The organism is Ottowia flava (assembly GCF_008017535.1).
In the GTDB taxonomy this organism is placed as follows: Bacteria; Pseudomonadota; Gammaproteobacteria; order Burkholderiales; family Burkholderiaceae_C; genus Ottowia; species Ottowia flava.
On the sequence record NZ_VRUA01000003.1, the window covers coordinates 117,460 to 143,234 of the forward strand.

25 protein-coding genes are annotated in these 25,775 nt (G+C 61.9%); 12 read left to right on the forward strand and 13 right to left on the reverse strand.

The window, feature by feature from the left end:
* The first annotated feature begins 14 nt into the window (after positions 1–14).
* From FVQ98_RS04725 to FVQ98_RS04775, 11 genes are all read left to right on the forward strand, one after another.
* Entirely contained in the window at positions 15–1,481 is a 1,467-nt protein-coding gene (locus tag FVQ98_RS04725) for an NAD-dependent succinate-semialdehyde dehydrogenase (RefSeq protein ID WP_147912283.1), read from the forward strand.
* A gap of 69 nt (positions 1,482–1,550) precedes the next feature.
* On the forward strand, positions 1,551–2,720 hold the full coding sequence (locus tag FVQ98_RS04730) for an ABC transporter substrate-binding protein (protein ID WP_147912284.1): 1,170 nt from the start codon (positions 1,551–1,553) through the stop codon (positions 2,718–2,720).
* A gap of 30 nt (positions 2,721–2,750) precedes the next feature.
* Complete coding sequence (locus tag FVQ98_RS04735; RefSeq protein ID WP_147912285.1) at positions 2,751–3,614, forward strand: branched-chain amino acid ABC transporter permease; 864 nt, start codon at positions 2,751–2,753, stop codon at positions 3,612–3,614.
* Positions 3,611–4,591: a branched-chain amino acid ABC transporter permease gene (locus FVQ98_RS04740; protein WP_147912286.1), complete on the forward strand. Its 981-nt coding sequence runs from the start codon at positions 3,611–3,613 to the stop codon at positions 4,589–4,591. The genes FVQ98_RS04735 and FVQ98_RS04740 overlap by 4 nt, the downstream gene beginning before the upstream one ends.
* Positions 4,588–5,349, forward strand: a complete 762-nt coding sequence (locus tag FVQ98_RS04745; protein ID WP_147912287.1) for an ABC transporter ATP-binding protein — start codon at positions 4,588–4,590, stop codon at positions 5,347–5,349. The genes FVQ98_RS04740 and FVQ98_RS04745 overlap by 4 nt, the downstream gene beginning before the upstream one ends.
* Positions 5,342–6,055 carry an ABC transporter ATP-binding protein gene (locus tag FVQ98_RS04750; protein WP_147912288.1) on the forward strand — a complete coding sequence of 238 codons (714 nt, stop codon included), beginning with the start codon at positions 5,342–5,344 and terminating at the stop codon, positions 6,053–6,055. The genes FVQ98_RS04745 and FVQ98_RS04750 overlap by 8 nt, the downstream gene beginning before the upstream one ends.
* Before the next feature lie 68 nt (positions 6,056–6,123).
* Positions 6,124–7,101, forward strand: a complete 978-nt coding sequence (locus tag FVQ98_RS04755; protein ID WP_147912289.1) for a Bug family tripartite tricarboxylate transporter substrate binding protein — start codon at positions 6,124–6,126, stop codon at positions 7,099–7,101.
* Positions 7,102–7,104: 3 nt separating this feature from the next.
* Complete coding sequence (locus tag FVQ98_RS04760) at positions 7,105–8,334, forward strand: aromatic ring-hydroxylating dioxygenase subunit alpha (RefSeq protein ID WP_147912290.1); 1,230 nt, start codon at positions 7,105–7,107, stop codon at positions 8,332–8,334.
* 2 nt (positions 8,335–8,336) lie between these two features.
* Positions 8,337–8,801: an aromatic-ring-hydroxylating dioxygenase subunit beta gene (locus FVQ98_RS04765; RefSeq protein ID WP_147912291.1), complete on the forward strand. Its 465-nt coding sequence runs from the start codon at positions 8,337–8,339 to the stop codon at positions 8,799–8,801.
* On the forward strand, positions 8,798–9,745 hold the full coding sequence (locus FVQ98_RS04770) for a PdxA family dehydrogenase (RefSeq protein ID WP_147912292.1): 948 nt from the start codon (positions 8,798–8,800) through the stop codon (positions 9,743–9,745). Before FVQ98_RS04765 ends, FVQ98_RS04770 begins: the two co-directional genes overlap by 4 nt.
* Before the next feature lie 12 nt (positions 9,746–9,757).
* Entirely contained in the window at positions 9,758–10,756 is a 999-nt protein-coding gene (locus FVQ98_RS04775) for an FAD-binding oxidoreductase (RefSeq protein ID WP_147912293.1), read from the forward strand.
* A 1,152-nt stretch (positions 10,757–11,908) separates the two neighbouring features.
* On the opposite strand, the gene FVQ98_RS20005 is transcribed toward FVQ98_RS04775, so the two are convergent.
* The 8 genes from FVQ98_RS20005 to tnpA form a co-directional block, all read right to left on the reverse strand.
* Entirely contained in the window at positions 11,909–12,232 is a 324-nt protein-coding gene (locus tag FVQ98_RS20005) for a hypothetical protein (protein WP_255507630.1), read from the reverse strand.
* Positions 12,229–12,915 (reverse strand): helix-turn-helix transcriptional regulator, encoded by a 687-nt coding sequence (locus FVQ98_RS04785; RefSeq protein ID WP_147912294.1) that lies wholly within the window; start codon positions 12,913–12,915, stop codon positions 12,229–12,231. Before FVQ98_RS04785 ends, FVQ98_RS20005 begins: the two co-directional genes overlap by 4 nt.
* A 99-nt stretch (positions 12,916–13,014) precedes the next feature.
* On the reverse strand, positions 13,015–14,205 hold the full coding sequence (locus FVQ98_RS04790) for a site-specific integrase (RefSeq protein WP_147912295.1): 1,191 nt from the start codon (positions 14,203–14,205) through the stop codon (positions 13,015–13,017).
* An 887-nt stretch (positions 14,206–15,092) separates the two neighbouring features.
* Positions 15,093–15,464 (reverse strand): hypothetical protein, encoded by a 372-nt coding sequence (locus tag FVQ98_RS04795; RefSeq protein WP_147912296.1) that lies wholly within the window; start codon positions 15,462–15,464, stop codon positions 15,093–15,095.
* A gap of 24 nt (positions 15,465–15,488) precedes the next feature.
* A complete protein-coding gene (locus FVQ98_RS04800; RefSeq protein ID WP_147912297.1) occupies positions 15,489–15,935 on the reverse strand; it encodes a hypothetical protein in 447 nt (148 codons plus the stop codon).
* A 214-nt stretch (positions 15,936–16,149) separates the two neighbouring features.
* Entirely contained in the window at positions 16,150–17,658 is a 1,509-nt protein-coding gene (gene tnpC / locus FVQ98_RS04805) for an IS66 family transposase (protein WP_147912298.1), read from the reverse strand.
* A gap of 58 nt (positions 17,659–17,716) precedes the next feature.
* Positions 17,717–18,049 (reverse strand): IS66 family insertion sequence element accessory protein TnpB, encoded by a 333-nt coding sequence (tnpB, locus tag FVQ98_RS04810; RefSeq protein WP_147912299.1) that lies wholly within the window; start codon positions 18,047–18,049, stop codon positions 17,717–17,719.
* On the reverse strand, positions 18,046–18,408 hold the full coding sequence (tnpA, locus tag FVQ98_RS04815; protein ID WP_147912300.1) for an IS66-like element accessory protein TnpA: 363 nt from the start codon (positions 18,406–18,408) through the stop codon (positions 18,046–18,048). The genes tnpB and tnpA overlap by 4 nt, the downstream gene beginning before the upstream one ends.
* A 71-nt stretch (positions 18,409–18,479) precedes the next feature.
* On the opposite strand from tnpA, the gene FVQ98_RS04820 reads away from it, so the two are divergent.
* Positions 18,480–18,728 carry a helix-turn-helix domain-containing protein gene (locus tag FVQ98_RS04820; RefSeq protein ID WP_147912301.1) on the forward strand — a complete coding sequence of 83 codons (249 nt, stop codon included), beginning with the start codon at positions 18,480–18,482 and terminating at the stop codon, positions 18,726–18,728.
* 227 nt (positions 18,729–18,955) lie between these two features.
* Here FVQ98_RS04820 and FVQ98_RS04825 read toward each other — a convergent pair whose 3' ends face one another.
* The 5 genes from FVQ98_RS04825 to FVQ98_RS04845 are packed head-to-tail and all read right to left on the reverse strand — an operon-like array spanning position 18,956 to position 25,755.
* Positions 18,956–20,749 carry an ATP-binding protein gene (locus FVQ98_RS04825; protein WP_147912302.1) on the reverse strand — a complete coding sequence of 598 codons (1,794 nt, stop codon included), beginning with the start codon at positions 20,747–20,749 and terminating at the stop codon, positions 18,956–18,958.
* Between the two features lie 7 nt (positions 20,750–20,756).
* Complete coding sequence (locus tag FVQ98_RS04830; RefSeq protein ID WP_147912303.1) at positions 20,757–21,833, reverse strand: SIR2 family protein; 1,077 nt, start codon at positions 21,831–21,833, stop codon at positions 20,757–20,759.
* Between the two features lie 6 nt (positions 21,834–21,839).
* A complete protein-coding gene (locus FVQ98_RS04835) occupies positions 21,840–22,994 on the reverse strand; it encodes a restriction endonuclease subunit S (RefSeq protein ID WP_147912304.1) in 1,155 nt (384 codons plus the stop codon).
* Complete coding sequence (locus tag FVQ98_RS04840; RefSeq protein WP_147912305.1) at positions 22,991–24,178, reverse strand: PDDEXK nuclease domain-containing protein; 1,188 nt, start codon at positions 24,176–24,178, stop codon at positions 22,991–22,993. The genes FVQ98_RS04835 and FVQ98_RS04840 overlap by 4 nt, the downstream gene beginning before the upstream one ends.
* Positions 24,175–25,755 carry a class I SAM-dependent DNA methyltransferase gene (locus FVQ98_RS04845; RefSeq protein ID WP_147912306.1) on the reverse strand — a complete coding sequence of 527 codons (1,581 nt, stop codon included), beginning with the start codon at positions 25,753–25,755 and terminating at the stop codon, positions 24,175–24,177. The genes FVQ98_RS04840 and FVQ98_RS04845 overlap by 4 nt, the downstream gene beginning before the upstream one ends.
* Between the last annotated feature and the right edge of the window lie 20 nt (positions 25,756–25,775).

A 25,775-nucleotide genomic window follows, 5' to 3' on the forward strand; every position in this document is an offset into this window, starting at 1 on the left:
TCGCGAGGGTTTCCATGGACGCCCACAGTCCCACCACGCCGGCCTACGAGCAGCTGGCCCTCTACATCGACGGCGAGTTCATCGAGGCCGCCGGCCGCCGCGGGCAGGACGTCGTCAATCCGGCCACGGGGGTCGCCTTTGCGCGACTGCCGCATGCCACCACGGAGGACCTGGACCGCGCCCTGGCTGCCGCCAGCAAGGCCTTCCAGGGCTGGCGTTTCAGCTCGCCCCTGGAACGTTCGAAGATCCTGCGCCGCGTGGCAGAACTGATCCGCGAGCGCGCTCCGGCGATCGCCCGCAACATCACCCTGGACCAGGGCAAGCCGCTGGCGGAGGCGTTGCAGGAAGTGACCACGTGCGCCGAGCACGCCGAGTGGCACGCCGAGGAATGCCGCCGCATCTACGGCCGCGTGATTCCGCCCCGGGCCGAAGCCGTGCGCCAGCTCGTGATCCGCGAGCCGGTCGGAGTCTGCGCCGCCTTCACGCCGTGGAACTTCCCGTTCAACCAGGCGCTGCGCAAGGCGGTGGCGGCTCTCGGCGCGGGATGCACGCTGGTCCTGAAGGGTCCGGAGGATTCGCCCAGCGCGGTGGTGGCGCTGGCCCGCATCTTCCACGACGCCGGCCTGCCCGCCGGCTGCTTCAACGTGGTCTGGGGCGTCCCGGCGGAAATCTCGCGCCACCTGATCGCCTCGCCCATCGTGCGCAAGATCTCCTTCACCGGCTCCACGGCGGTCGGCAAGAGCCTGGCCGCGCTGGCCGGCGCCCAGATGAAGCGCATGACCCTGGAGCTGGGCGGCCACTCGCCGGTGCTGGTCTTCGAGGACGCCGAGGTCGAAGCTGCTGCGCGCTTCCTGGCCCGGACCAAGACCCGCAACGCCGGCCAGGTGTGCATGGCGCCCAGCCGGTTCTTCGTGCACGAGAAGGCCTACGACCGTTTCATCGATGCCTTCGCCGGCATCTATGCCGGACTAACGGTGGGCGACGGACTGGCGCAGGACACGCAGATGGGCCCGCTGGCGCACCTGCGCCGCGTGGACGCGATGGAATCGCTGGTGGCCGATGCGCGCGCGCGCGGCGCCGCGGTCCTGTGCGGCGGCGAACGGCTGGCGAGCGGGGGCTATTTCTTCCCGCCGACCATCGTCACCGGGATGCCCGACGACGCCCGCCTGATGACGGAAGAGCCCTTCGGCCCCGTGGTGCCGGTCACCCGGTTCAGGAGCACGGAGGAAGCGCTGGCCCGGGCCAATGCGCTGCCCTATGGCCTGGCTTCCTACGTGTTCACGAACTCGCTGGCCACGGCCCATCACGTGAGCAATCGGCTCGAGGCCGGCATGGTCAGCATCAATCACTTCGGCCTGGCGCTGGCTGAAACACCGCTGGGCGGCGTGAAGGAAAGCGGCATGGGCAGCGAAGGCGGCACCGAGACCTTCGACGGCTACCTCGCCACCAAGTTCGTTTCGCAATCCACGCTCGTTCCCTGAGTCGGCTTTCCCGGGAAGTGCCCCCTTGGCACTGCTTGCTTTTCGCCAATGAAATCAAAGGAGACATCGATGTCCACACGCTTTTCTTCCACCACCTGGACGCGCGTCGCCGCGGCACTGACGCTGGTCGCCGCGGGCGCGGCTGCTCATGCGGCCGAACCCGTCAAGGTCGGCCTGATGCTGCCCAGCTCCGGCACGTTTGCCGACCTGGGCAAGTGGACCGTCGATGGCTTCAAGCTGTACGTGCAGCAACAGGGTGGAAAGCTGGGCGGACGCCCAGTGCAGTACATCACCCTGGATGACGAGTCCGACCCGTCCAAGGCCAACGAGAACGCCAACAAACTCGTCAAGCGCGACAAGGTCGACGTGCTGGTCGGCACCATCCACTCGGGCGTGGCCCTGACCATGGCCAAGGTGGCACGCGAAACCAGGACCATCCTGATCGTGCCGAACGCCGGCGCCGGGGAGATCACCGGCGCCATGTGCTCGCCCTACGTGTTCCGCACCTCGTTCAGCAACTGGCAGCCAGGGTACGCCACGGGGCTGCTCGCGGCCAAGAAGCACAAGACGGCCGTGACCATCAGCTGGAAGTACGCCGCGGGCGACGAGTCGGTCCAGGGCTTCCGCCAGGGCTTCGAGAAGGGCGGCGGCAAGGTGCTCAAGGACCTGAGCCTGCCCTTCCCCGGCGTGGAGTTCCAGCCGCTGCTGACCGAGCTTGCGACCATCAAGCCGGAAGCCGCCTACGTCTTCGTCGCCGGCGCCGGCCAGGTCAAATTCGTCAAGGACTACGCTGCTGCCGGCCTGAAGGACCGCATCCCCCTGTACGGCGCCTTCATCACCGAAGGCACTCTGGCTGCGCAAGGGGACGCCGCACAGGGCCTCGCGACGGCGCTGCACTACGCGGACGGCCTGAAGATCCCCAGGAACGAAGCCTTCATCGCAGCACACGTCAAGGCCTACGGCACGACGCCGAACCTGTTCGCGGTGCAGGGCTACGACTCCGCGCAGCTGTACGACGTCGGCCTGAAGGCCGTGAACGGCGACACGAAGAAGAAGGCCGAATTGATCAAGGCCATGCAGAACGCGAAGCTGGACAGCCCGCGCGGCCCGCTGACCTTCTCCAAGTCGCACAACCCGGTGCAGAACTTCTACGCGCGCGTGGCCCGCGGCACCGAGAACGTCGTGACGGACGTGGTCGCGCAGAACCTGGCCGATCCCGCCCCGGATTGCAAGCCGTAAGGCCCCGCCCCGGCAACTCCTGAACGCACGATGGACCCCGCCCTCATCCTGATCCAGACCCTGAATGCCGCGCAGTACGGCCTCCTGCTGTTCCTGGTGGCCAGCGGACTCACCCTGATCTTCGGGGTGATGGGCGTGATCAACCTGGCGCACGGCAGTTTCTACATGATGGGCGCCTATCTCGCGTTCAGCCTGTCCGCGCTCACCGGGAACCTGCTCCTCACCATCCTGATCGGCGTCGCCCTGAGCGTCGTGCTCGGGGCGGTGCTGGAGTGGGCGCTGATCTCGCACCTGTACCGCCGCAATCACCTGCAACAGGTGCTGCTGACGTACGGCCTCATCCTGGTGTTCGACGACCTGCGCAGCATGCTGGTGGGCGACGAGGTGTACTCCGTGCCGGTCCCGGCCTGGCTCGATTTCCCCGTGCCCCTGGGCGACGTGATGACCTACCCGGCCTATCGCCTGTTCATGTCCGGAGTCTGCCTGCTGATCGCAGTGGGCCTCTACCTGCTGATCCAGCGCACGCTGGTCGGCGCCCGCATCCGCGCGGGCGCATCCAATCGAGACATGGTGCAGTTGCTGGGCATCAACATCAACTTGCTGTACCGGCTGGTGTTCGCCGTGGGAGTCGGCTTGGCGTCCTTCGCCGGAATGATCAACGCGCCGGCGTCCACCGTGTCGCCCGGGATGGGATCCCAGGTGCTGATCGTGAGCTTCGTTGTCGTCATCGTCGGCGGCATCGGTTCGGTCTGGGGTGCGTTGCTCGCGTCACTGCTGATCGCCTTCGCCGACACGTTCGGCAAGGTCTTCATCCCCGATTACGCGGGCATCTCCATCTATGTCGTCATGGCCGCCATCCTGCTGTGGCGCCCCGAAGGGCTGTTCAAGGCATGAGATCGCTGATCACCTCCCCCACGCGCGCCGTCATCGCCACCTTGTTCCTGCTGGTGCTGGCCGCCTTCCCGTTCTTCGAGGAGGAGTTCTACACGGAGATGGTCACGCGCGTGATGATCCTGTCGATCTTCGCCGTCAGCCTCGACCTGCTGCTGGGCTATACGGGCTTGATCAGCTTCGGCCATGCCGCCTGGTTCGGCCTCGGCGGCTACGTCCTCGCCCTGCTGGGAACCAAATACCGCCTGACCGAAAGCCTCTGGCTCACCATGCCGGCCGCCATGGCCGTCACGGCGGCGGCTTCGTTCCTGGTCGGCCTGCTCGTGCTGCGCACGCGGGGCATGTTCTTCATCATGGTCACGCTGGCCTTCGCCCAGATCTTCTATTTCTTCTTCCATGACGTCGAGGCGCTGGGCGGCAGCTCCGACGGCCTCCACCTGCGCGGGAAGCCGTCGGCCAGCATCGGCGAGTGGGTGCCGTTCGACCTGAGCGACACCAACACGCTGTACTACTTCGTGCTGGTGGTGCTGGTGGCGCTGCTGTTGTTCATGGTGTTGCTGCTGCGCTCCCCGCTGGGCCGGGCGCTCCAGGGCATCCGCGAGAACGAGCACCGCATGGAGGCGATCGGCTTTCCCGTGTTCCGCTACAAGCTGGCTGCCTTCACCATTTCGGGGGCGTTCGCCGGCCTGGCGGGCTATCTGTTCGCCGTGTTGAACGGCAGCGTCAACCCCGAGATGCTGTCCTGGCACCAGTCCGCCGACGGGCTGCTGATCCTGATCCTGGGCGGGATGGGCCAGTTGTGGGGCGGCGTGATCGGAGCTTTCACCTTCGTGCTGCTCCAGCAAGTGCTCTCCGGCGTCGCCGACAAGTGGCACCTGTGGATGGGGATCATCATCATCCTGCTGGTGCTGTTCCTGCCCGGGGGAATGATCTCGTTGCTGGACCGGCTCAAGGGCCTGTGGCAAGGGAGGGCCGCATGAGCGAGGTCCTGCTCAAGACCGCGAACCTGCGCCGTACCTTCGGCGGCCTGGCTGCCAACGACAACATTTCGCTGGAGCTGCGGCGGGGCGAGGTGCACGCCGTGCTGGGACCCAACGGCGCCGGCAAATCGACGCTGATCAACCTGCTGTCGGGCGACATCGCGGCCACTTCGGGCGAAATCTTCTACCGGGATCGCGACATCACCCGACTGACGCCGCACGAGCGCTCGTTGATCGGCATCGGCCGCAGCTACCAGAAGACCAACATCTTCCCGGGATTCACGGTGCGGGAAAACTGCCGGCTCGCCGCGCAGTCGCGCGAACCGCGTGGCGCCCGCATCTTCAGCGACGCCGCTGCCTGGGGACCGTACCGCACGGTGGTGGATGCGGCCCTGCGCGACGCCGGCCTGGTCGACGTGGCCGAACGTCGCGCCAGCGACCTGAGCCACGGCCAGCAGCGCCAGCTGGAACTGGCGATCGTGCTGGCCACCCGGCCGGAGGTGTTGCTGCTGGACGAGCCCCTGGCTGGCATGGGACACGAGGAGTCGCTGCGCATGATCCAGCTGCTGCGCGGCCTGGTGGCCTCGCACGCGATCCTGCTCGTGGAGCACGACATGGAGGCGGTGTTCTCGATCGCCGACGTGCTCACGGTGATGGTCAACGGCGTGATCCTGATGACGGGTGCACCCGAACAGATCCGCTCCAGCGCCGAAGTGCAGCAGGCCTACCTGGGTTCCGAGGAGGCAGACCATGCCTGAGATCGCACTGCAGGCGCGAGGCCTGCATTCCTACTACGGCAGCAGCCACATCCTGCACGGCATCGATTTCACGCTGAACCGCGGCGAGGCGGTGGGCCTGATGGGCCGCAACGGCATGGGAAAGTCGACGTTGCTGAAGTCCCTGATCGGGCTGGTGAGCCCGCGCGAGGGCGCAGTCGAGGTGTTCGGCCGCCCCGCCCGCGGCATGCGGATCCACGACATCGCGAGAATGGGCGTTGCCTACGTGCCCGAAGGCCGCGGCATCTTCGGCAACCTGAGCGTGCGGGAGAACCTGCTGTTGGCGGCGCGGCCCGGTGTCGACGGCCGCCGCGAGTGGCACTACGACCGCGTGCTGCAGACCTTTCCAAGGGTGGGCGAACGCCTGGCGCACGGCGGCCAGCAACTCTCCGGCGGAGAGCAGCAGATGCTGACGATAGGCCGGGCGTTGATGACCAACCCCCAGGTGCTGATTCTCGACGAGGCCACCGAAGGCCTGGCGCCGCTGATCGCCCGCGAGATCTGGCATACCATCCGCGTGATCCGCGAATCCGGCATCGCCACCATCCTGGTCGACAAGAACTGGAAGGCCGTCACCGACCTCACCGACCGCAACGTGATCCTGGTGAAGGGGCGCGTGGCCTTCGAGGGGACGGGGGAGGCGCTGCGCGCCCAGCCGGAACTGTTGGCCGAATACCTGGGGGTGTGAGGCAAGCAGGATTGCTCCAGCGGCGCCGCCCATTCATCCACTCCTCCACTTTGCAGAAAACCCATCGCATGTCCCCACCCATCACGAGGCGCCTCGCCCTGACCCTGGCTGCTGCCACCTTCGCCGGCGCCGGCACCCTTGCGTGCGCGCAGCAACCGTCCAGCACCGTCAAGCTGATCGTGCCGTTCCCGGCCGGCGGCACCGCAGACGTGCTGCCGCGCATCTTGGTGGAGAAGGTGCGTTCAGCCTACCCGGCCGGCATTGTGGTGGAGAACAAGTCCGGTGCCGGCGGCAACATCGGCGCGGAGTCCGTCTCCCGTGCCGATCCCGACGGCACGACCTTCCTGGTCTCGCCTCCCGGCCCCATCGCAATCAACCACCACCTGTACAAGTCGCTGCCCTTCGACGCCACGAAGTGGGTGCCCGTGACCGTCCTGGCCACCGTACCCAACGTGCTGGCCGTCAGCAACAAGCTGCCAGTGAAGAACGTCGAGGAGTTTGTGGCCTACCTGAAGGCCAACCCCCGCAAGGTCAGCTACGCCTCGCAGGGCAACGGCTCCACTTCGCACCTGACGGCCGCCATGTTCATGCAGCTGACCGGCACCGAGATGATCCACATCCCGTACAAGGGCACGGCGCCGGCCCTGGTCGATATCGTCGGCGCCAACGTGGACGTGTTCTTCGACAACATCAGCTCCTCGGCCCAGTTTCACACGGGCGGCAAGCTCAAGATCCTGGCCGTGTCCGACGAGAAGCGCTCGCAGTTGTTGCCGCAGGTGCCCACTTTCGTGGAATCCGGTATCCCCGGCATGGTCGCCGTGACCTTCTTCAGCATGGTCGCGCCGCCCGGCACGCCGAAGGCGGCCGTCGACTACGCGCACAAGCAGTTTTCCGCCGAGCTGCTGACGCCGGACGTGCAGCAGAAATTCGCTCTCCAGGGGGCCACGCCGGCCGGCTGGACGCCGGCGCGCAGCGGTGAATTCATTCGTGCCGAGTCCGCGAAGTGGAGCCGCGTGATCAAGTCAGCAAACGTCACATTGGAGTAAGCCATGCAGGAACAGACCATTCACTGGCGCGGCCCGAGCTTGACCCGGGTGCCCTACGACCTCTACACCGACCCCGCCACCTCGCAGCGGGAGCAGGAACGCATCTATCGCGGCGCGACATGGAACTACCTCTGCCTGGAGGCCGAACTGCCTGAAGCTGGCAGCTACCGGACCACCCACGTGGGCGACACGCCGGTGGTGGTGGTGAAGGACGCGGACGGCGAGATCTACGCCTTCGAAAACCGCTGCGCACACCGCGGCGCGCTGATCGCGCTGGAGAAAGCCGGCACGGCGCAGAACTTCCAGTGCGTGTACCACGCCTGGAGTTACAACCTGCAGGGCAGCCTGACGGGCGTGGCTTTCGAGAAGGGCGTCAAGGGCAAGGGCGGCATGCCCGAAGGTTTCTGCAAGGAAGACCACGGGCCGCGCAAGCTGCGCGTCGCGGTCTACTGCGGCCTGGTGTTCGGCAGCTTCAGCGAGGACGTCCCGTCCATCGAGGAGTACCTGGGCGACGAGATCTGTGCGCGCATCGAGCGCGTGCTGCACAAGCCGGTGGAGGTGATAGGCCGCTTCACCCAGGCCCTGCCGAACAACTGGAAGCTGTACTTCGAGAACGTCAAGGACAGCTACCACGCCAGCCTGCTGCACCTGTTCTTCACCACCTTCGAGCTGAACCGCCTGTCGCAGAAGGGCGGCGTGATCGTCGACGAATCGGGCGGCCACCACGTGAGCTATTCAATGATCGACCCGGCGGCGGCCGACTCCTCGTACAAGGAACAGGGTCTGCGCTCGGACCATTCCAGGTACCGGCTCAAGGACACCACGGTGCTACAGGGATTCCATGAGTGGGACGACGGCATCACGCTGCAGATCCTGTCGGTGTTCCCGGGCTTCGTACTGCAGCAGATCCAGAACTGCCTCGCGGTGCGCCAGGTGCTGCCCAAGGGCCAGCATCACTCCGAACTGAACTGGACGTACATCGGCTTCACCGACGACACGCCGGAGCAGCGCAGGGTGCGCTTGAAGCAGCTGAACCTGGTGGGACCCGCCGGTTTCATTTCGATGGAAGACGGCGCCGTGGGGGGCTTCGTGCAGCGCGGCATCGCCGGCGCGCAGGGGCTCGAGGCGGTGGTGGAGATGGGCGGCGAGACCACCGGCTCCAGCGACGGCCGAGCCACCGAAACCTCGGTGCGCGGCTTCTGGAAAGCCTATCGCCAGCACATGGAAGCCTGACCGTGATCGACCTTCTCTCCCTGTGCGCGTTCAACGCGGCCTACGCGCAGGCCATCGACTCAGACAAGCTGGAGGAGTGGCCGGCCTTCTTCACGGAAGACTGCCACTACCGCATCACCAATGTCGACAACGAGCGCGAGGGCCTGCCCGCCGGCATCGTCTTCGCCGATTCGCGGGCCATGCTGGAAGACCGCATCGCCGCGCTGCGCGAAGCCAACATCTACGAGCGACACCGCTACCGCCATCTGCTGAGCGTTCCGATGCTGGAGTCGGCCGACGACACCGTCACGGTGGCCCGCACCACCTTCATGGTGGCGCGCATCATGCACACCGGCGAAACCATGCTGTACGCCACTGGTGAATATCGCGACCGTTTCGTGCGGGCCGGTGGCAAGCTGCTGCTGGCCGAGCGGATGGCGGTGTGCGACAGCACGGTCATCGATACGCTGCTGGCCCTGCCGTTGTGAGCTCCCCCACGCGTCGCATTGCGCTCTCCGTCGGCGACCCGAACGGGATCGGGCCCGAGATCGTGCTCAAGGCGCTGGATGAACTGGCCGGCGAGCAGCGCCTGCACGTGGCCGTGTTCGGCCCGCCGGCGGTGCTGGAGCGCGCGGCCACCGTCACCGGCTTGCATCGGTTGCTTGCTTCGCTCGACTTGCGCGCGGCGGGCGAGCTGCCGGCCGCAGCGGCGCGGCCCGGCCAGGTGAATGCGGAGGCCGGTGCCAGCGCCGTGGCCTGCGCCACCGCGGCCATCCAAGCGTGCCGCGCCGGCGAGTTCGACGCGGTCGTGGCCGGCCCGCACCACGAGACCGCGATCGCCCAGGCCGGCATCCCCTTCAGCGGCTATCCCTCGCTGCTGGCGCGCGCCTGCGGCCAGCCGGAGGACCAGGTGTTCCTGCTGCTCATGGGCGGCGGCCTGCGCATCGTGCACGTGACGCTGCACGAGAGCGTGGCCACGGCCCTGGGCCGTATCACGCCCGACCTGGTGGTCGCCGCCACGCGGGCCGGCGTGCGGGCCTGCCGCATGCTGGGGCTGGCGCAGCCGCGGGTGGCGCTGTTCGGCATCAATCCGCACGCGTCCGAGGGCACCCTGTTCGGGCGCGAGGACGCCGAGCGCGTCGCGCCGGCGGCGCGGCAGCTGCTCGCCGAGGGCCTGGACCTCACCGGACCGCATGGAGCCGATGTGCTGCTGGCGGACCGCGATCACGACCTGTACGTGGCCATGTTCCACGACCAGGGCCACATCCCCGTCAAGCTGCTGGCGCCGCAGGCGGCCAGCGCCATCTCCATAGGTGCCGACGTGCTGCTGGCCAGCACCGGGCACGGCAGCGCGATGGACATCGCCGGCCAGGGCATCGCCCGGCCCGACGCCCTGCTGCGCAGCCTGCGCCTGCTCGGCGGCCTTTCCTGAAAAGCGCACCCCATGGCCCACCACATCCGCATTTCCGGAACCGACCTGCATTTCGCCTGCGAGCACGGCGAAAACATCCTGGACGCCGCGCTCAAGGCGGGGATCGAGATGCCCTATTCCTGCCGCAAGGGGGTGTGCGGCAATTGCGCCGGCGGGGTGGTGGCCGGAGAAGTCCTGAGCCCACCCAGCGAAGCCAAGCCGGCCGGCAAGCACTTGTACTGCCAGTGCCAGCCGCTGTCGGACGTGGAACTGGCACCGACCGCGTGGCACCGCATCGACCCGTCCGCGCGCAAGACCTTCACAGTCAAGGTGTTCCGCAACGCGCTGGCCAGCGAAGATGTCAGCGTGCTTCAGCTGCGGTTGCCGGCGGGGCAGCGGGCCAGGTTCAAGGCCGGCCAGTACCTGCAGGTGACGCTGCCCGATGGAAGCCGCCGATCGTATTCCATGGCAAATCCGCCGCACGAGAGCGACGCGCTCCAGCTGCATATTCGGCACGTTCCGGGTGGGCAGTTCACGCAGATCGTGCCGAACCTGAAGGTCGGCGACACTCTGCAGGTGGAACTGCCCTTTGGCAACTTCGAACTCCGCGAGGACTCCACCGCTCCCATGTTGTGCGTTGTGGGGGGCACGGGCTTTGCACCCGTCAAGTCGCTTCTTGACGATATTGTGAAGAAGCGCGTGCAGCGACCGGTGATGCTGTTGTGGGGCGGCCGCAACCGCAGGGGACTCTACCTGCTGCCCGCCGTGGAACGGTGGCGGAAGCTGCTGCCCGGGTTCACCTTTCTGCCGGTGATTGAAGAGGGACTTGACGCGGAAGCGCTTGGCGCATTCCATGGCAGGGTAGACGATGCTGTGCGTGCACAGTGCCCCGACCTCACCGCCTATGAAGTTTATTGTTGCGGCGCACCGCCGATGGTAAGCGCCGTGCGTAAGGCAGCGGAGGAACGAGGCCTTGATTCGCAGCACTTCTTCAGTGACGTCTTCGTGCCGGGGCCCGCAGCAGAGCTTTAGGTGCCTGGTCCGCACGAAGGCATTGTCAACCCGTGGTCCACCTATGAACCTGCTCGTGCTGACAACCCCGGACTTCCTACCTTTGACTGGTACGGAGGAAGGATGCAGGTCACTCCAGCCAAGTGAGAGCTGGCGCGAAGTCGTTATAGAAAACTCGGTAGTTCGCCTCTCCTGCGTGTCCGAACGCGATGCGTGCTAGGTACGCGATGCGGGTGTTGGAGCCCAGGATGGCGGTGCGCAAGGACGCGGAGCCGAGACCTGGGGCCGCCAGCTCGGCGGCGGCGGTGAGCCGGTCAGGAATCCGGGGCGGCTGCTGGGCACCGAAACCGAGGCCTTTGAGAGAGCGCTGTCCGCCGCGCGCTGCCCTGCAGGAGCGCCGCACGTTAGTCACGTGGCTGCAAGCGGCGCGATGCCGCCGGCACACAACCGTGTATATGTCGAAGGGGCCTTCCTCACCGTGGGCTCGGCCGGGACCCGCCTCCGATGCGGATGGGTCGGAGTAGGAGGCCGCCGCATCACACAGCTAACTCCAAGCAGGCACTCGGCTTCAGCAATTACGCTGCAAGCAGGACCCGAAAAGTACCCTCTTCGAGCCGCGCCTGCTCGTGTCTTCCGGAGCCGTTGGCGGGCTAGCGTACAGATCAGTTGGGGCGGCGCCCTTGGCATGGGATTGCGACTCCGACTTCGTCATGTTCTGGGAGGCGCATCAACTCGGGATTGAGAGGTCGTTCTTGAAGAAGTGCAAGGCAAGCTTTGCGCAATCTTCAGGAGCTCTGAGGCCGCGCGCACAGACGGGTACGCTAGCGGCCAACGCGTCGCGCATTTCCTTCCGCATACCGTACGGCATGGGCGTGCCGAAAATGCCCGTTGCTCATGCTGCGACGCCCGCTGCGCGCCAGTTTGCGCGCGATCGTTCGTCGAACACGGCAACGTCCTGGAGGCACTCATCCCGTGCGACCTGCCATGCGGGCCAGCCATCCGTCAGTCGCAGTTGCCGCCGGCCGATGGCAATACCGTTCCAAGCGCTCGCCGATACAGGGTTGAAGGGTAGTCCCGCCTTCGCCGCTGCCGCGGCGAGCGCCTCCCCGGCAGCACCCGCACCATGGATTTCCGTCCTGGCGTCTGTGCTCGGACGAGCGTACTCCTGGCACTTCAAGGCTGGGACGCCGGCGGGATAGGTGTAAAAAAGCCCCTCCCGGACTTGCACCCGAACAGACCGCCGTCCACAAGTTCGCGCTGCACCAGGCTCGGCGTGAAGCGCCGGGGGAGGTTCAGCGGACAGGTGGCACCGTCGATCCTGTCGGCCAGCTCCGGCGCCTGCAGGGGATAGATGTCTGCCTCCATGGACACGGTGAACACATCCTCTGGCCGGGGCACCGCGCCCAGGATGGACTGGCTGCCGACGATGACGAACTCGTACTGGTCGGTGATGTCACCGCTGGCACGGATGATGTGCTCCAGCTCCTCCCGCGTCACGGCTGTCCCTCAGGTGCATCGTCCAGCTCGCCGCCCATTGCAACGCCCTTCTTGAGTTCGCCCACCTGCTGCAAGATGGCCTGCCGGGTCTCGGGCGGCAGGATCGTGACCAGCGGCGATGCCTGGCGCAGCTGCTGCGCACGACGGGTGCGGGCCAGCACCTTGCGCCAGGCGCCCGCCTTCAGAATGTCCTCCCACTCACGCCACAAGGCGGCAGAGCGAATATCTCCGGTGGCCAGCCAGCGCTGGAGCGTGTCCTGCGCCTGCTGCACCTGAGCAGGGTCGGTCTTGGCCAGGCGCACGGCTTCTTCGTGCAGAGCCAGGCTTTGCAAATCCTGCAACTGATGCCTGGTTGGATCGGCACGCACGTGCACTTGTACGACGGGCGCCAGATGCCTGGAGCGCGCAGCCGCAGAGCCGGCAGGCGCCGGTTGCAAGACATCGCCCGCCAGCAATGCCAGATCACCACCCACGCCGAGGATGGACATGACGCGCAGGTAGGTTCCGATGGACGGCGCGGGGTCGCCCGACTCGACCGCGCGCAGGGTGTTGCGCGTCATGCCTGCGCGTGCTGCAAGCTCTACCGTGCCCAGACGCTGCGCCTTTCGCAGGCGCTTGAGGCGGTCGCCGAGTTGCAGCAACAGCTGGCGCTCAAGGAGAAGGCTTGATCTCTCAATCGTCATTTGGTCATTATTTTAACCAAACAACGAATTTTGGTCATAACAGGAGCCATTCTTCAGTGTCATGGAGCGTGCTCATGGGACACCAAAAAACCAAGGGTGTCAGCCCAATGCCGGCGACGGCTCCCCGCGCGGAGGTTTCGGGCGCACAGCAACCGTGCTGCGAACAGCCCAGATTGACTCAGGAGCGGGGCGCATAGTCCTTCCTGAATAACCAGCGATTTTCTTACCATAGTGTCTACGGGCTGTGTTGGTACTGCTATGCCCAAATAGGGCAGCGATTTCTTTCTCAGTAAGTCCATCGGCGCGGGCATTGGCAACTGCTTGATGGCGAGTACTGTATAGCGTCGGTTTTTGCCCTTGCCACCCAGCCTTAATCAATACTCTACGGATAGTGCGCTGCATGCTGCCGTATATCTTCTTGTAAATTTCTTCTTCGGATAATGACATCAGACGATCAGTTTTCAATTTGCTGATCAAACCAATCCATTGCTGGATATATCGAATGCCTTCGTCATCAATGCTATCAAGAAGTATGATCCGCATATGACCATTGCCACGTACAGTGGAGTGCTTGGCGTTCAGGACTTCAAGAGCAGGCGAAATTTTTGCTGATCCATCGGGCTGAAATATGTGCTCGCCCAACGCATTTCTGTGCTGATAATTTATGATCCGAGCATTCAACCATTCGACGGGGCGAAGTCCCAAAAATAGATTTACCCGAATAAATATCAGAGAATCAAGAAGGGATTCGGATCCTGAAGTGAAGGCTTCGTTCATCAGCATATCAAATGCTTCATCGGGAAATGCCTTCGCTTTTTTTGATGATGTATTTTTTGAATTTACCGATAATTCACCAATAGGTGTTGAAATAATATCATTGTATGCGCATTCAAACCGCCAAAGCTCGCTGGAATTTGAGTCATAAGCTGATCGACCTTCCGCAGCAATCCAAAACAAGGCCACCGCCTTTTCCAGGCGCGCTGTCGCCTGCGTAATTGCCTTTGATTCAACGCGTTTAGTAAAATCACGCACAATTATTTCTGGTGTCAACTTCCAATATCCGCCGATAGATGGTCTCTTTGCAATTTGCTCCAATTTTCTCAGGTATAAATTTACAGTACTTTTAGCCAGCGATTCTCCTACCATCTCCTCCTCAAGAATGCGATTTGCAAATGCTTTTGCGCGAAAGGCGCCATCAGATGATTTTTCGTCCATATATGCCCAGCCAATAATTAACACAGAATGACTCAGAGCTGAATTCAGGACGCCAAGTGGGCGCAAAAAAATCAAGCTCTGAAATCAAAAATATCAGTGGATCGGGGCCAAAAATTCTTGGCGACGCCACCATCAACACTGAAAATTATGGCGGCAAGGGAAGGTTTCAGGCGTAAGTGTTTCGGTGGCAAGTGTGTCGTAGCCAGTTTGCAGGTGATGTTTTCTTGGTCACAGTGCAGCATTACTCCCCCAAAAGGTGTACGTATCGCCGCCAAAAAAGATACGTATCACAGCCGCAAAACAAGGATGAACAGGGGTTTCACGGCTATTTTGTGCTCAAATCCAGCCCAAATGTGCACATATCACAGCATCTGTTGCCATGGCGGGATTGCAATTGACGCTTGGCGGCGAAATTTCGGGGAAGTAATGCTGCACGGGGCTGCCTGTGACCAAAAAATATTTTTGCGCAAACGAGACAAATTACATTTACGTGCCATCAAGGAGACGTCAGCGTGCTGTGTTGGTGCTTTGTAGGTGCTGCGATGGTGCAATAGATGAAATCAACACGCTGCTCATTGGGTGGCATATTACTGCTCTATGAGCGCACCAACAGAGCACCTTCAGAGCACCTTCAGAGCACCTTCAGAGCACCTTCAGAGCACCGATGCAGCACATATTGCAACGATCATGAAAGTGCCCAAGAATTGAAAAGAATTCAGATATTGATCAATTATCAGTTGGATCTTTGGTCGTTGGTTTTGATTCAGCTTCTTGCTGTTGAAGCTGTTCATGGGTTTGACGGAAAACCTGCTGAGCGATAGGAAGGTACTTCTGAATCAACGGTTAATTTCCAGGGAAGCGATTTGCCTTCACATATTCCACAGACTGCAACTTGGCCGCTTCGTCCCCATACTCGTAGTAAATTTGACCGCGTTCTTTCAGAGGGAGCTTTGCAACCGCCTTCATAGCGGGGCGCGCGATGGCACGACACCCAGGAAGGCCTTGAACATCGCCTCGTACTCTGCGCGCAGGGCTTGTGCCTGCTCTTGTTGCAACTGTAATTGCTGCTTCAACTGCTCGTTCTCTTCCCTCAGTATCTCGTTCTCTGGAATCAGTTGCCTATTCTCTGCACCCAGTCGCTCGTTCGCACCGTACAGCCGGTCGATGAGCTGGTTGCGCTCATCAATCACGCCATTGGCGTGTATGGTGTCTTCATTCCATCCCTGGGTGTAGCCATGCTCACGCCCAACGGCCACGCCATCAGCCATGCCATTGGCGTGGCCGTTGTTGTAGCCGACGGATTCCGCAAGATAGCTATTCTCAAAGCGGGACATGTGAATAATCTCCTCAATGCTTGATTATTTTGATACCCAAAGCATTTTTTTGCTCGTCGTATTTTCCAAATCAACATCATCGGTTGGATCAATGAATAATTCGGTTCCGAACTCACAACCCCACGCCTTGGTATCTGGATAATTTTGATCCCTGCATTCAAAGATGGCTGTACATCGTTTGGTTTTAGGCGCTGGTGAGGATGGGCTCAATGGTGGAATCACCACAAAGACCGCCACCTCTTCAAAGTTATTCTGATTCAAAATTTCTGCAGCAATCCCAACCTTTGTCACCATCAGATGGGTACGCCTCTTGTACACATGGCCGTCGGGCTCCTGGATTGGCTGCGTTCCGATGATGTGCAGAACAAGATGACCGGCAACTACTTCGGCAATTGGATAATGTCGAATGGGTCGATTTTTCTCTCCGAAGTTAATCATCTGCCGCTCAAAGCGTTGCTCAACCTGAAACATGGACGTCCTTGATGGTTCTGGGGTAAATACTTTTCCCGCCAATTTTCAAATGCGGTTTGTCATCTAAATATGCGATGTTCGCATATTCAATGTTCGCATGCAACCTCATGGGCCGAGTTGCCCATGTACAAGACCCTCTACACCCGTGAATACCAGCAGATGCGTAAGCACGCGGCGAACCCATATTGACGCCGACCGGTGTTGATGGCTTCGATCAGGCGCTCTGTTCTGGCCGCCAGCGATGCGGCAGCAACTCGCCGACGCGACTGGCCTTGTGCGTTGGAAGACGTGTCAGCACGTCCTTGAGGTACTGATAGGGGTCGTGCCCATTCATGCGCGCCGACTGAACGAGACTCATGACAGCCGCTGCACGCTGACCCGCACGCAAGCTTCCAGCGAACAGCCAGTTGTTGCGCCCAATGGCAATCGGCCGGATCTGATTCTCGATCCAGTTGTTATCCACGGGAAGCTGTCCGTCATCGACGAAGCGCGTCAGCGCCTGCCACCTGCGCAAGCTGTAATCGAGCGCCTTGGCTGTCGCCGAATTGCCCGGCACCTTCTGTCGCTGCAATGTCATCCACTGGTGCAACGCATCGATGATGGGTCTGGTTCTTTGCTGCCGGATGGCTTTGCGTTCATCTGCAGTGGCATCCTTGATCTCTCGCTCGATGTCATAAACCTTGCCAAACTGCGCCAACGCTGTCTCGGCAATCTGGCTTTTGCCAGCGGCATGCAGATCAAAGAACTTGCGCCGCGCGTGCGCCAGGCAGCCTGCCTCGGTAACGCCTGTCGTCATCAGCGCCTTGTATCCACTGAAGTCATCGCAGACCAGGCTGCCCGTCCAGTCGCCCAGGAACTGGCGCGCATGCTCGCCCGATCTGGACTCGCAGAAGTCGTAGACCACTGCTTTCATGTTCTCAAACGCTCCCGGTGCGTAAGCCCACAGGTACGCCCGATGTGTCTTGCCGTTGCCAGGCTTGAGCATGGCCACCGGGGTTTCATCAGCGTGCAGCACCCGGTGAGTGAGCAGTTCCGCACGCAGAGCGTCCACCAGCGGTTGTAGCCGAACGCCGCAAGTTCCCACCCACTGCGCCAGCGTTGATCGTGGAATGGCCAGACCAGCCCGGGCGAAGACCGCCTCCTGCCGGTACAAAGGAAGGTGATCGGCGTACTTGGCTACCAGCACCTGCGCCAGCAGGCCTGTGGTCGGTATGCCCTTGTCGATGATGTGTGGGGCGACAGGCGCCTGGGTGATGGTCTCGCACTGGGCACAGGCCCATTTGCCGCGGATGTGTCGCTCCACGCTGAAGACACCGGGTTCGTAGTCCAGCTTCTCGGCCACGTCCTCACCGATGCGCAACATCCGGCAGCCGCAGCGGCAGGTGATGGAGTCCGGCTCGTGGCGAATCTCGCGCCGTGGGAGGTTCGCAGGCAAAGGCAAGCGTTTCGGTTGCTTCTTGCCTTCCCGTTGCCGGGGCGCCAGTTGCTCGATCTCCAGCGCCACGGCGGCTAGGTCGGCTTCGATCTCATCTTCGAGCAAGCTGCGTTGCTTGGGTGTGTAGCGCTCCGACTGGGCCGCGAACTTCAGGCGCTTCAAGAGCGCGTTCTCGTGCGTGAGCTTGTCGATCAGCGCCTGCTTGAACTGCACCTGCTGCGCCAGTTGCCGCACGGCCTGACGCAGTTGCTCGGCGTCGAGTGTTTCGAGGTCTGGCAGATCGATCACAGGCAGGCATCTTGCCTGCCCGGTGGTCAGCACGCCATCGGGAGATGCCGCAATTGATCTACAGCACGGTGATCACGCCAGCTTCGCCGATACGCTGCCAGGGTAGGCCCAGCGCCAGGGCGTCGAGTTGCTCGCGTTGCAGAGTCAGGGCGCCGCTCAACTCTCGCGGCCAGGCAAACTTGCCGCTGTTCAGCCGGCGTGCGGCCAGCCACACGCCGATGCCATCGTGCACCAGCACCTTCATGCGGTTGGCCCGCTTGTTGGCAAACAGATACGCATGGTGCGGACGGGCGGCGCCAAAGACCTGGACCACGCGCGCCAGTGCCGTGTCGGTGCCGGCGCGCATGTCCAAGGGCTCGACCGACAGCCAGATGGCGTCGATGCGGATCACCGCAGCAGCTCGCGCAACCAGGCGGCAAGGCCAGCCGTGTCAGTCATAGGCCAGTTCAGCTTGAGCGTCAACGGGCCACGGCGCAGCTCCAGGTCGATCTGCCGCTCTGGTGCGGGCGGATAACTCTCTGCGGCCACGGTTACCGGCACGAACGAAGGTGCGGGCAGCACCAGCGCATTTGTCTCGCGCGCGAGTTTGCGCCAACCGTGCACGATGTTGGCGTTGATGCCGTGGGCCATCGCAACCTTGGCCACCGATGCGCCCGGCTGTGCGCATTCGAGCAGGATCTGCTCTTTCAACTCGGCGCTGTAGTGCCTCCTGCGCCTTCTGACCATCTCCGTTGCCATCGTGTCCAGCATCTCCTAACTGGACAGCATCGTTACCGCCTACAGCCGCAGACTCAAGATGGGTTCGCCGCGCGCTTACGCAGATGCTTGCCCTGCTGCGTGCCAAACGCACAGATGCCCAAGTCAGCCAGGTGGAGCTGGCGCGCCGCCTAGAGTGGACGCAGGCGGACGTGAGCAAGTGCGAGACGGGGGTTCGTAGGCTGGACGTGATCGAGCTGCGCATCTGGCTCAAGGCGCTGGGCTATGAGCTGGCGGACTTTGTGCAGGCTCTGGACAACAGCGTACCCCTACTACCAGATCAGGCCCGGAACTCGCCCGCTGCCGCTCAGTAAGTCACCTGCGCATAGCCCACGACATCGAGAACAGCAGAGAGCACCCCGACAGGTTGTTGCAGGCTTGTCGGAGCCCGCTTGTGACTCAAACGTCCGGATGCGTCGCCAGCCGCCGACGCCCGAGGGCCGTCAGTCGGTATCGCTGCAGACGGCTGCGAGGCTTGACGAACAATTCGATGGCAGTGGATGGAAAGGGGTGGATTCGTTCGTACTGAGGTACGAATACGCTATTGCTCATGGTTGCGTGATTGGCGCCGCATGTTTTCAACTGCGGCAGCCAGATCGACCTCCGCTTTGGGTTGGGCCCAGCGCGCCCAGAACGGAATCGTCGCGCTGCGTGGCTCGTATTTGGGCTTCGACATCTTTATTCGAGTGGGCAGCAAGGTGGCGTCGCCAACCACTACGGCTTCGCCAACATCAAGCGTGGGCAACACTTCCATCAGCCCTTCAAGGCTTTCCGGCAAGAGCTGCTTCACAACCGACTGATCGGTCTTGTTGGCAAGACGCAAGCTGATGATGTTGCTGCACTGGCTGAGAATGGTTGTGCTGACGTCCGAGGGGCGCTGGCTGACCACCATCAGGCCCACACCGTACTTTCGCCCTTCTTTGGCGATGCGTTCGTAGTTCTCCAAGGCCCGCTTTTCCAGCGGGCCGGTCGATGCCGCACTGCTGGGCAAGTACAAATGAGCTTCGTCGCAAACGATCACGATGGGATGCCGCGCATCGCCGTCTTCACCCGGACTGCTCCAGAACTGAATCTGGTAGATCAAACGCCCGACCAAGCCCACCACGACCGGAAGAATGTCGGAAGGCACCTCGGAAAAGTCAATGATCTTGATGCCGGAGTTAATACCGCCCTGTACGTTACCCGTGCCGAGCAGCTTGTTCGCCAGTACGTGCAATGCCTCATAAGCCTCGTATTCCTCTGGCGCTTGATACATGAACGCATAGCGACGGTCGTTCATCTTGGTCTTCAAGCGAATGAGGAAACGCGAGAGCTTGCCGTTCAACGGCCCTTTTTCCGTTTTCGGCTGTCCCTTACGAGGGCCGCTCGCATACGTTTCCCCGGTGTCGATCGCTTCGTCGTTCTTATCGTCTAGCGATTTAACAAGGTCGTCAAGTCGATAGGGTACGGGCGTATCGACCGTAAATCCTTCCAGCAATTCTGGCTTGCCAAGCGTGGAAATAGCGGCGCGCTTCATCTCAATGACCGAATCCATCAGCGCAAGCGATTGATTTGGCGCGTTGTCTCCCGATCGATCCACAAACACTGACTGCATCTCATCGTAGGTTAGCAGCCAGAAGGGCAAAAAGATCGCGCTGTCGTTCTTGGCCTTGATGTCACCAATACCTGCAATATGGTAATGCGAAGCGAATTTCATGCTCGAATATTCACCATGCAGATCATGCACGACGATGTTCGCGTGTGGCAACTGCGCGGACTGCTCCAGGATGGAGGCCACCGTGAAGGATTTTCCAGACCCTGTGCTACCCAGCAGAGCTGCGTGCTTCTGGAACAGCTTATCTCCGTCGATGTAGGCGCTGGCCTTCCCGTCCAGCGTATAGGTTCCAACTTTAAGTGGAACTACTGCATCTGTCTTGGAAGATGCGCTCAAGATACCCATGAAATCTTCGAGGGACTTCTCCTCGATTGGGAACACTAGCCGATTGATTTCTGGCAGGCTGAAAACGGCACGAGTGAAGGTGTTCTTACGCTGCCCGTCACGAGCGCGGTATGTACCGACCAGACTGATCGATACGCCGTTTTCTTCTTGTGGTAAGCCAGACAGATCGGCGGGTTCATCTCCTACTGCGAACGACGGCAATTCGACAGGATGTCGCCAAACCCGATCGATGATGCCAATCAGCCATTCGTCTCCCATCGACTGGATGGCGACCAAGCGACCAACGCGCGCCTTTTGCAAGCGCTGCCCGTCAGTTACTCGCACGGTGATTCGAGAGGTTTCGACGCTGCGAACTTCGCCTAGTGACTGTTCTTCAGTGAAATTGAAAATACTCATCGTTGTCTCATTCCAAGAATTTTTTCAAGAAGTCATCGAGCTGCCAGAGCGGCTCCGGTGATTGCAGGGTATTTCCGTTCCAGTGACATACCGCCCCATCTCCAGACTTGAACACTGCAATCACATGCGCGTGGTCGCGGAGTAGTTGGTCGATGTTTGGAGTCGCATCGCGGGTCACGATGATGACGGGCATTCCTGCCGCTAAGCGGCGCTTGATGACCCCCTGCAAGTGATCATCATTGAAACCGAAGCCGAGGCACAACAAGGCTTCAGCCTTCAAGAGCACATCATTCATCTCGCTGCGCATCGCGTCGAACAACGTGTTGACCATTGCATCCTGATACTTGGATGGGCCGGGTACAACAATGGCTCGCCCGACCGCAGAAACGTCATTGAGGACTTCCACTGGCCCATCGTTGGTTGTCAGCCAACTGATTGATCCATGTGGCTTGTACAGGCGTACGGTTTTGCAGAGACGGTGGTCGAGTTGCTGCTGGCGTTTTTCAGCCACCAGGACACGGCTGTATTGCGCCTGGAATAGCGGATGGGGACGCGGCTTGCGCCGACGGAACCCCGTGAACCCCGTGTCCAGGGGGAGCTCTGCCAGATCGCAGAACAACTCCAACAAGGTGTCGTAATTAGTCGTAATGACGTGGATACTTTCTGCGTTTTGAGGCGACCCACTGAACAAGCGATGTAGAAGGCGCGATGGCGCGTGGCCGCCTGTGGCTCCCGCGCCAAGAATTTTTGCCTCAGCAGCAATGACGCTCTCAAGTATCAGCTTCGCCGTGGTTGCACGTATCGCCGACACGATTTCTTCCGATTCTGGTATGCCAAGCGGAATGCGACTCAGACCCGCCTCCAGGTTTTTCTTTACCGCTTCGACCGACTGTGCCCAAACATTCCGTGCGCCATGGGACGTCAAAGCATCATGCACGGCGGTGGCCAAGTGCTCAGCCAAGATGCCCATGCCGGGCAGGCCATAGCCACAGGAAAAGCCTGACCCAACGAGCAGCACCGGCGTTTTACGGAAAATTTCTTGGATGTCTGCGAGGAAATCGTCTGGCAATTCGGCGGCTGTCATAACGGTTCAGTCGCCTCCAGCAAACACCCGCTCCAACGTCGCGGGCAGCAGGGCTGCGTTGGCAGCGCGAAGTTCGGCGTGTTGGACTCTGAGGGCTGCGACTTCGGCTTGCAGGCGGTCGAAGGATTGCTGGACGGGTAGTGGAGGCACGGGGACTCTAATCGCCTCCAGATTGGTGGCAACCAGAGTGCGGTTGCGCGCGGCGGTACCGGGAGAGGCCGCATAGACTTTGGCAAACCCTTCTTCCGTCCTGAAGTAGTAGGCCAGAAACCCTGGAACAGCCTTCGTCCGGTCTGCGACACAGGTCAGCATTCTGTGGTTGCCGACACAGCCTTGATCTTCCGATTTGGCGAGAGCAATGGCCTGTTCCCAGGCCATGATGTTGCTGAAGATCAGATCACCTTCTTCCACGCGAAACATCTTTTGCCATGTGAACTCCGAGCCTGCGACCGTGCGGCGATGGAACGTGCCTTTGTAGAAGCTCCGCACACCCAGTTCGGTGTAGCTGGCTTCCAGATCGATGGCCACGTCACGCCGTATCAGTGGCGCCACTTCTGCCATGGCACGCAGCGGAGCGTTAGCAATGGCATCGCGAAAGCGCAGTGCCAGCAAGTGCTCGGCGTCGCGCTCGGCGGCATCCAGATGCGCTTCGACCTGCCGGGTTTTCTCGGCCAGTGCGTCGATACGGGCGACGATGGATTGCTGTTCGGCGAGGGGCGGGAGTGGGATTTCGATTACCCCCAACTTCTCCACGCCCAAGGTTCGATTGCGCCCTGCGCCACCGGGTGATGCTTTCAACACCTGCTCACGACCTTCTGGAGCTGTGGTCAGGTACAGCTTCAGGAAAGTGGCATTTGCTCTTGTCGGATCGACTACACAGGTCATGAACCGGTGCGATCCAAAGCGCCCAGTGTCAATGGATGAAGCGACGGCAATGGCCCCCTCCCAAGCGAATACATTGGAGAAAACCAAATCACCGGGCTCAATTCGGAACAATCGTTTGTTTCCGGCATCCGCCCCTGACAGCGCCAGCTTGTGGAAAGTCCCTCGGCCGAATGACCGAATACCAAGCTCTGGGTATGCCTGATCATGGTGAATTTCCACTGGTCTCCGAACAAGCGGCGCAATGTCTGCCAAGGCAACTTTAGGCCACGTCTTCATACGCCGCCCTCGTCACCACGCGCAATCCGCCGTGCCTCCAGCTCTCGCCGCGTTTTCTCCAATTCCTCGGCCAGCAGTTTTTCATCCGGCAGCGCCGTCCGGTATTCAGCCGTCAGCACCTTGTTGGACAAGCCTTCCAGTGCGTAATGCGCTTCGTTGCTGCCCTTGCCTGCGCACAGGATTAGCCCGATGGGCGGGTTCTCGCCCGGCTTCATCCAGTGCTGGCGGGCATAGTTGAGGTACATGTGCATCTGCCCCGCGTCGGCGTAACTGAATTGGCCGACTTTGAGGTCGATGACCAGCAGACACTTCAAGCTGCGGTGAAAGAACAGGAGGTCGATACGAAACCAGCTGTCGTCCAACCGCAAGCGGCGCTGACGGCCCACGAAGGCGAAGTCGTCACCCAGCTCCAGCAGAAAATCGGCCAGGTGTTGGATGAGTGCGTCTTCCAGGTTGGATTCAGAATACTCATCCTTGAGACCCAGGAACTCCAGCACGAAGGGGTCTTTGATGGCCTGCTCGGGCGTGAGGGCGTCGCCGGGCTCGGCCACCTCGGCCTTTCCCAGCATGGCGGCCTTGTTGCGCGACAGGGCGATACGCTCGTAGAACTGACTGTTCACCTGCCGGTCGAGCTGGCGCACAGACCAGCCGCAGCGCAGCGTTTCGGTTTCGTAGAAGGCACGGGCCTGCGGGTTTTTGACCGAGAGCAGGCGCACATAGGCTGACCAAGGCAGCGGGAAGACTTGGGCCAGTGCAGATAGATCCGGGGATTGCCCAGACACCGTCTGGAGAGTTCCCGCCTGTGAAGATTCTCCAGACAGTGTCTGGAGAATGGGAGCAACGGGCGATTTGGCAGACAGCGTCTGCGCAATTTGGCGTGCGGGCCATGCCAAGTGGAAGGCACGCATCTGCCAAAGATTCTGCTTACTGAAGCCACGACCAAACAGGGCCGACAGGTCAGCCGAGAGGCGTTCGATCAATGCTTCGCCGTAGGCGGCTCGTTCCTGCCCACCTTGCTCGAATGTCACGATGCGCTGGCCAACCGCCCAGTAGCTGGCCGTCATCACTGCGTTAACGCTACGTGCAGCGGCGCGGCGGGCGGCCTCCAACAGCGCGACGATATCGCCATGAACGGCAGCGTAGTCTTCCTGATCCAGAATGGCTGGCGTGCTGCGATCGGTCATGCCTGTACCTCGGCCACCAAGGCTTCGATCTCGCCCAAGAGACGCATCACCTCGGTTTCGTGCCCGCGCATCGAGGCGATCAGGTCTTTCGGGTCGGCGTATTCCAGCCCGGCCTTGGCGTTGGGGTTCTTGCGGTCGAGGTTGTAGTTGCTGGCCGCAATATCGGCAGCGTTGACCTGCCAGGCCTGCGGGCCTTCCTCGCGCTGAGTCCACCACGCCAGTACGGGCGCGAATTCGTCGAACTGCAAGGGTGCGGTCTTGCTGTATTTCTTGCGGCCTTCGGGCAGGGGCAGCTCGTAGTACCAGATGTTTTGCGTTGGCCCGCCGCGCTCGAAGAACAGCAGGTTGGCCGGGATGTCGGTGTAGGGCGCGAACACGCCTTGCGGCAGGCGCACGATGGTGTGCAGGTTGAATTCCTTGAGCAACTCGGCCTTGATGACGGCGGCCACGCCATCGCCGAACAGGGTTCCGTTGGGCACGACGACGGCTGCACGGCCACCACGCTTGGCGGCTTTCTTGCTCGCTGAACCGTGAAAAGTCGGAGCACCGGCCACGCGCAGCTTGCGCATGATGTATTGCAGGAACAGCAGCGCGGTTTCCGCCGTCTGCATGGTCGGCGGGAAGTTGGCCTTGATGCCTGCCTCTTCCTCGCCGCCGAAGGGAGGGTTGGTCAGGATCACGTCCACGCGCTCGGCGTGGCCGATCTCGTTGATGCGCCGCTCCAGCGTGTTGCCGTAGGCGATCTGCGGAGCTTCCAGCCCGTGCAGCAGCAGGTTCATCTGGGCCAGCATGTAGGGCAGCGGCTTGGCTTCCTGACCGCTGAGCGTGCCCTGCTGCAGCGTGCGGCGCTGCTCGGTGGTCTTGACCTGGGCGTGGAGGTGGTCGAAGGCTTCCACCAGAAAGCCGCCGGTGCCGCAGGCGGGGTCGAGCACGGTGTCGCCCAACTGCGGGTCGATCACCTGCACCATGAAGCGCACGACGGGACGCGGGGTGTAGAACTCACCGCTGTCGCCCGCCGCGTCGCGCATTTCGCGCAGCATGGATTCGTACAGGTGCGAGAGGGTGTGGATTTCTTCGCTGGCGTTGAAGTGAATGCCGTTGATCTTGTTGACGATGTCGCGCAGCAGGTAGCCGCTGACCATGCGGTTTTGCACGCCCTTGAACACGTTGGCGATGACTTCGCGCTGGCTGCCTTTTTCGCCTTCGCCCGCCAACGCGCGCAGGTAGGCGAACAGGCCTTGCCCAAAGCTGCCGTCGGCGCGGTGCGTGTGCTCCTGCCCGATGAAGGCCAGCAGTTCGTCGCCGGTGATGCCGTCTTCGCGCGCGGCCCAGTCGCGCCAGCGGTAGGGCGCTTCGATGATGGGTTGGTAGCGCTTGCCGTCGAGCTCGGCTTCCTGCGCGTGCTTGAACTCAAGGTCGTCGAGGAACTTGAGGAACATCACCCAGGTGAGGAGAGGCAGGCGATCCACGTCGCCGTTGAGGCCCTTGTCCTTGCGCAGAATCTTGCGTGCACTGCCGATCAGTGCGGAGAGGTTGTCGCGGGTGGTGAGCGGAGTTTTTCTTTTGGCGGTGGCCATCGGGTGGGGGCTTCTTATGG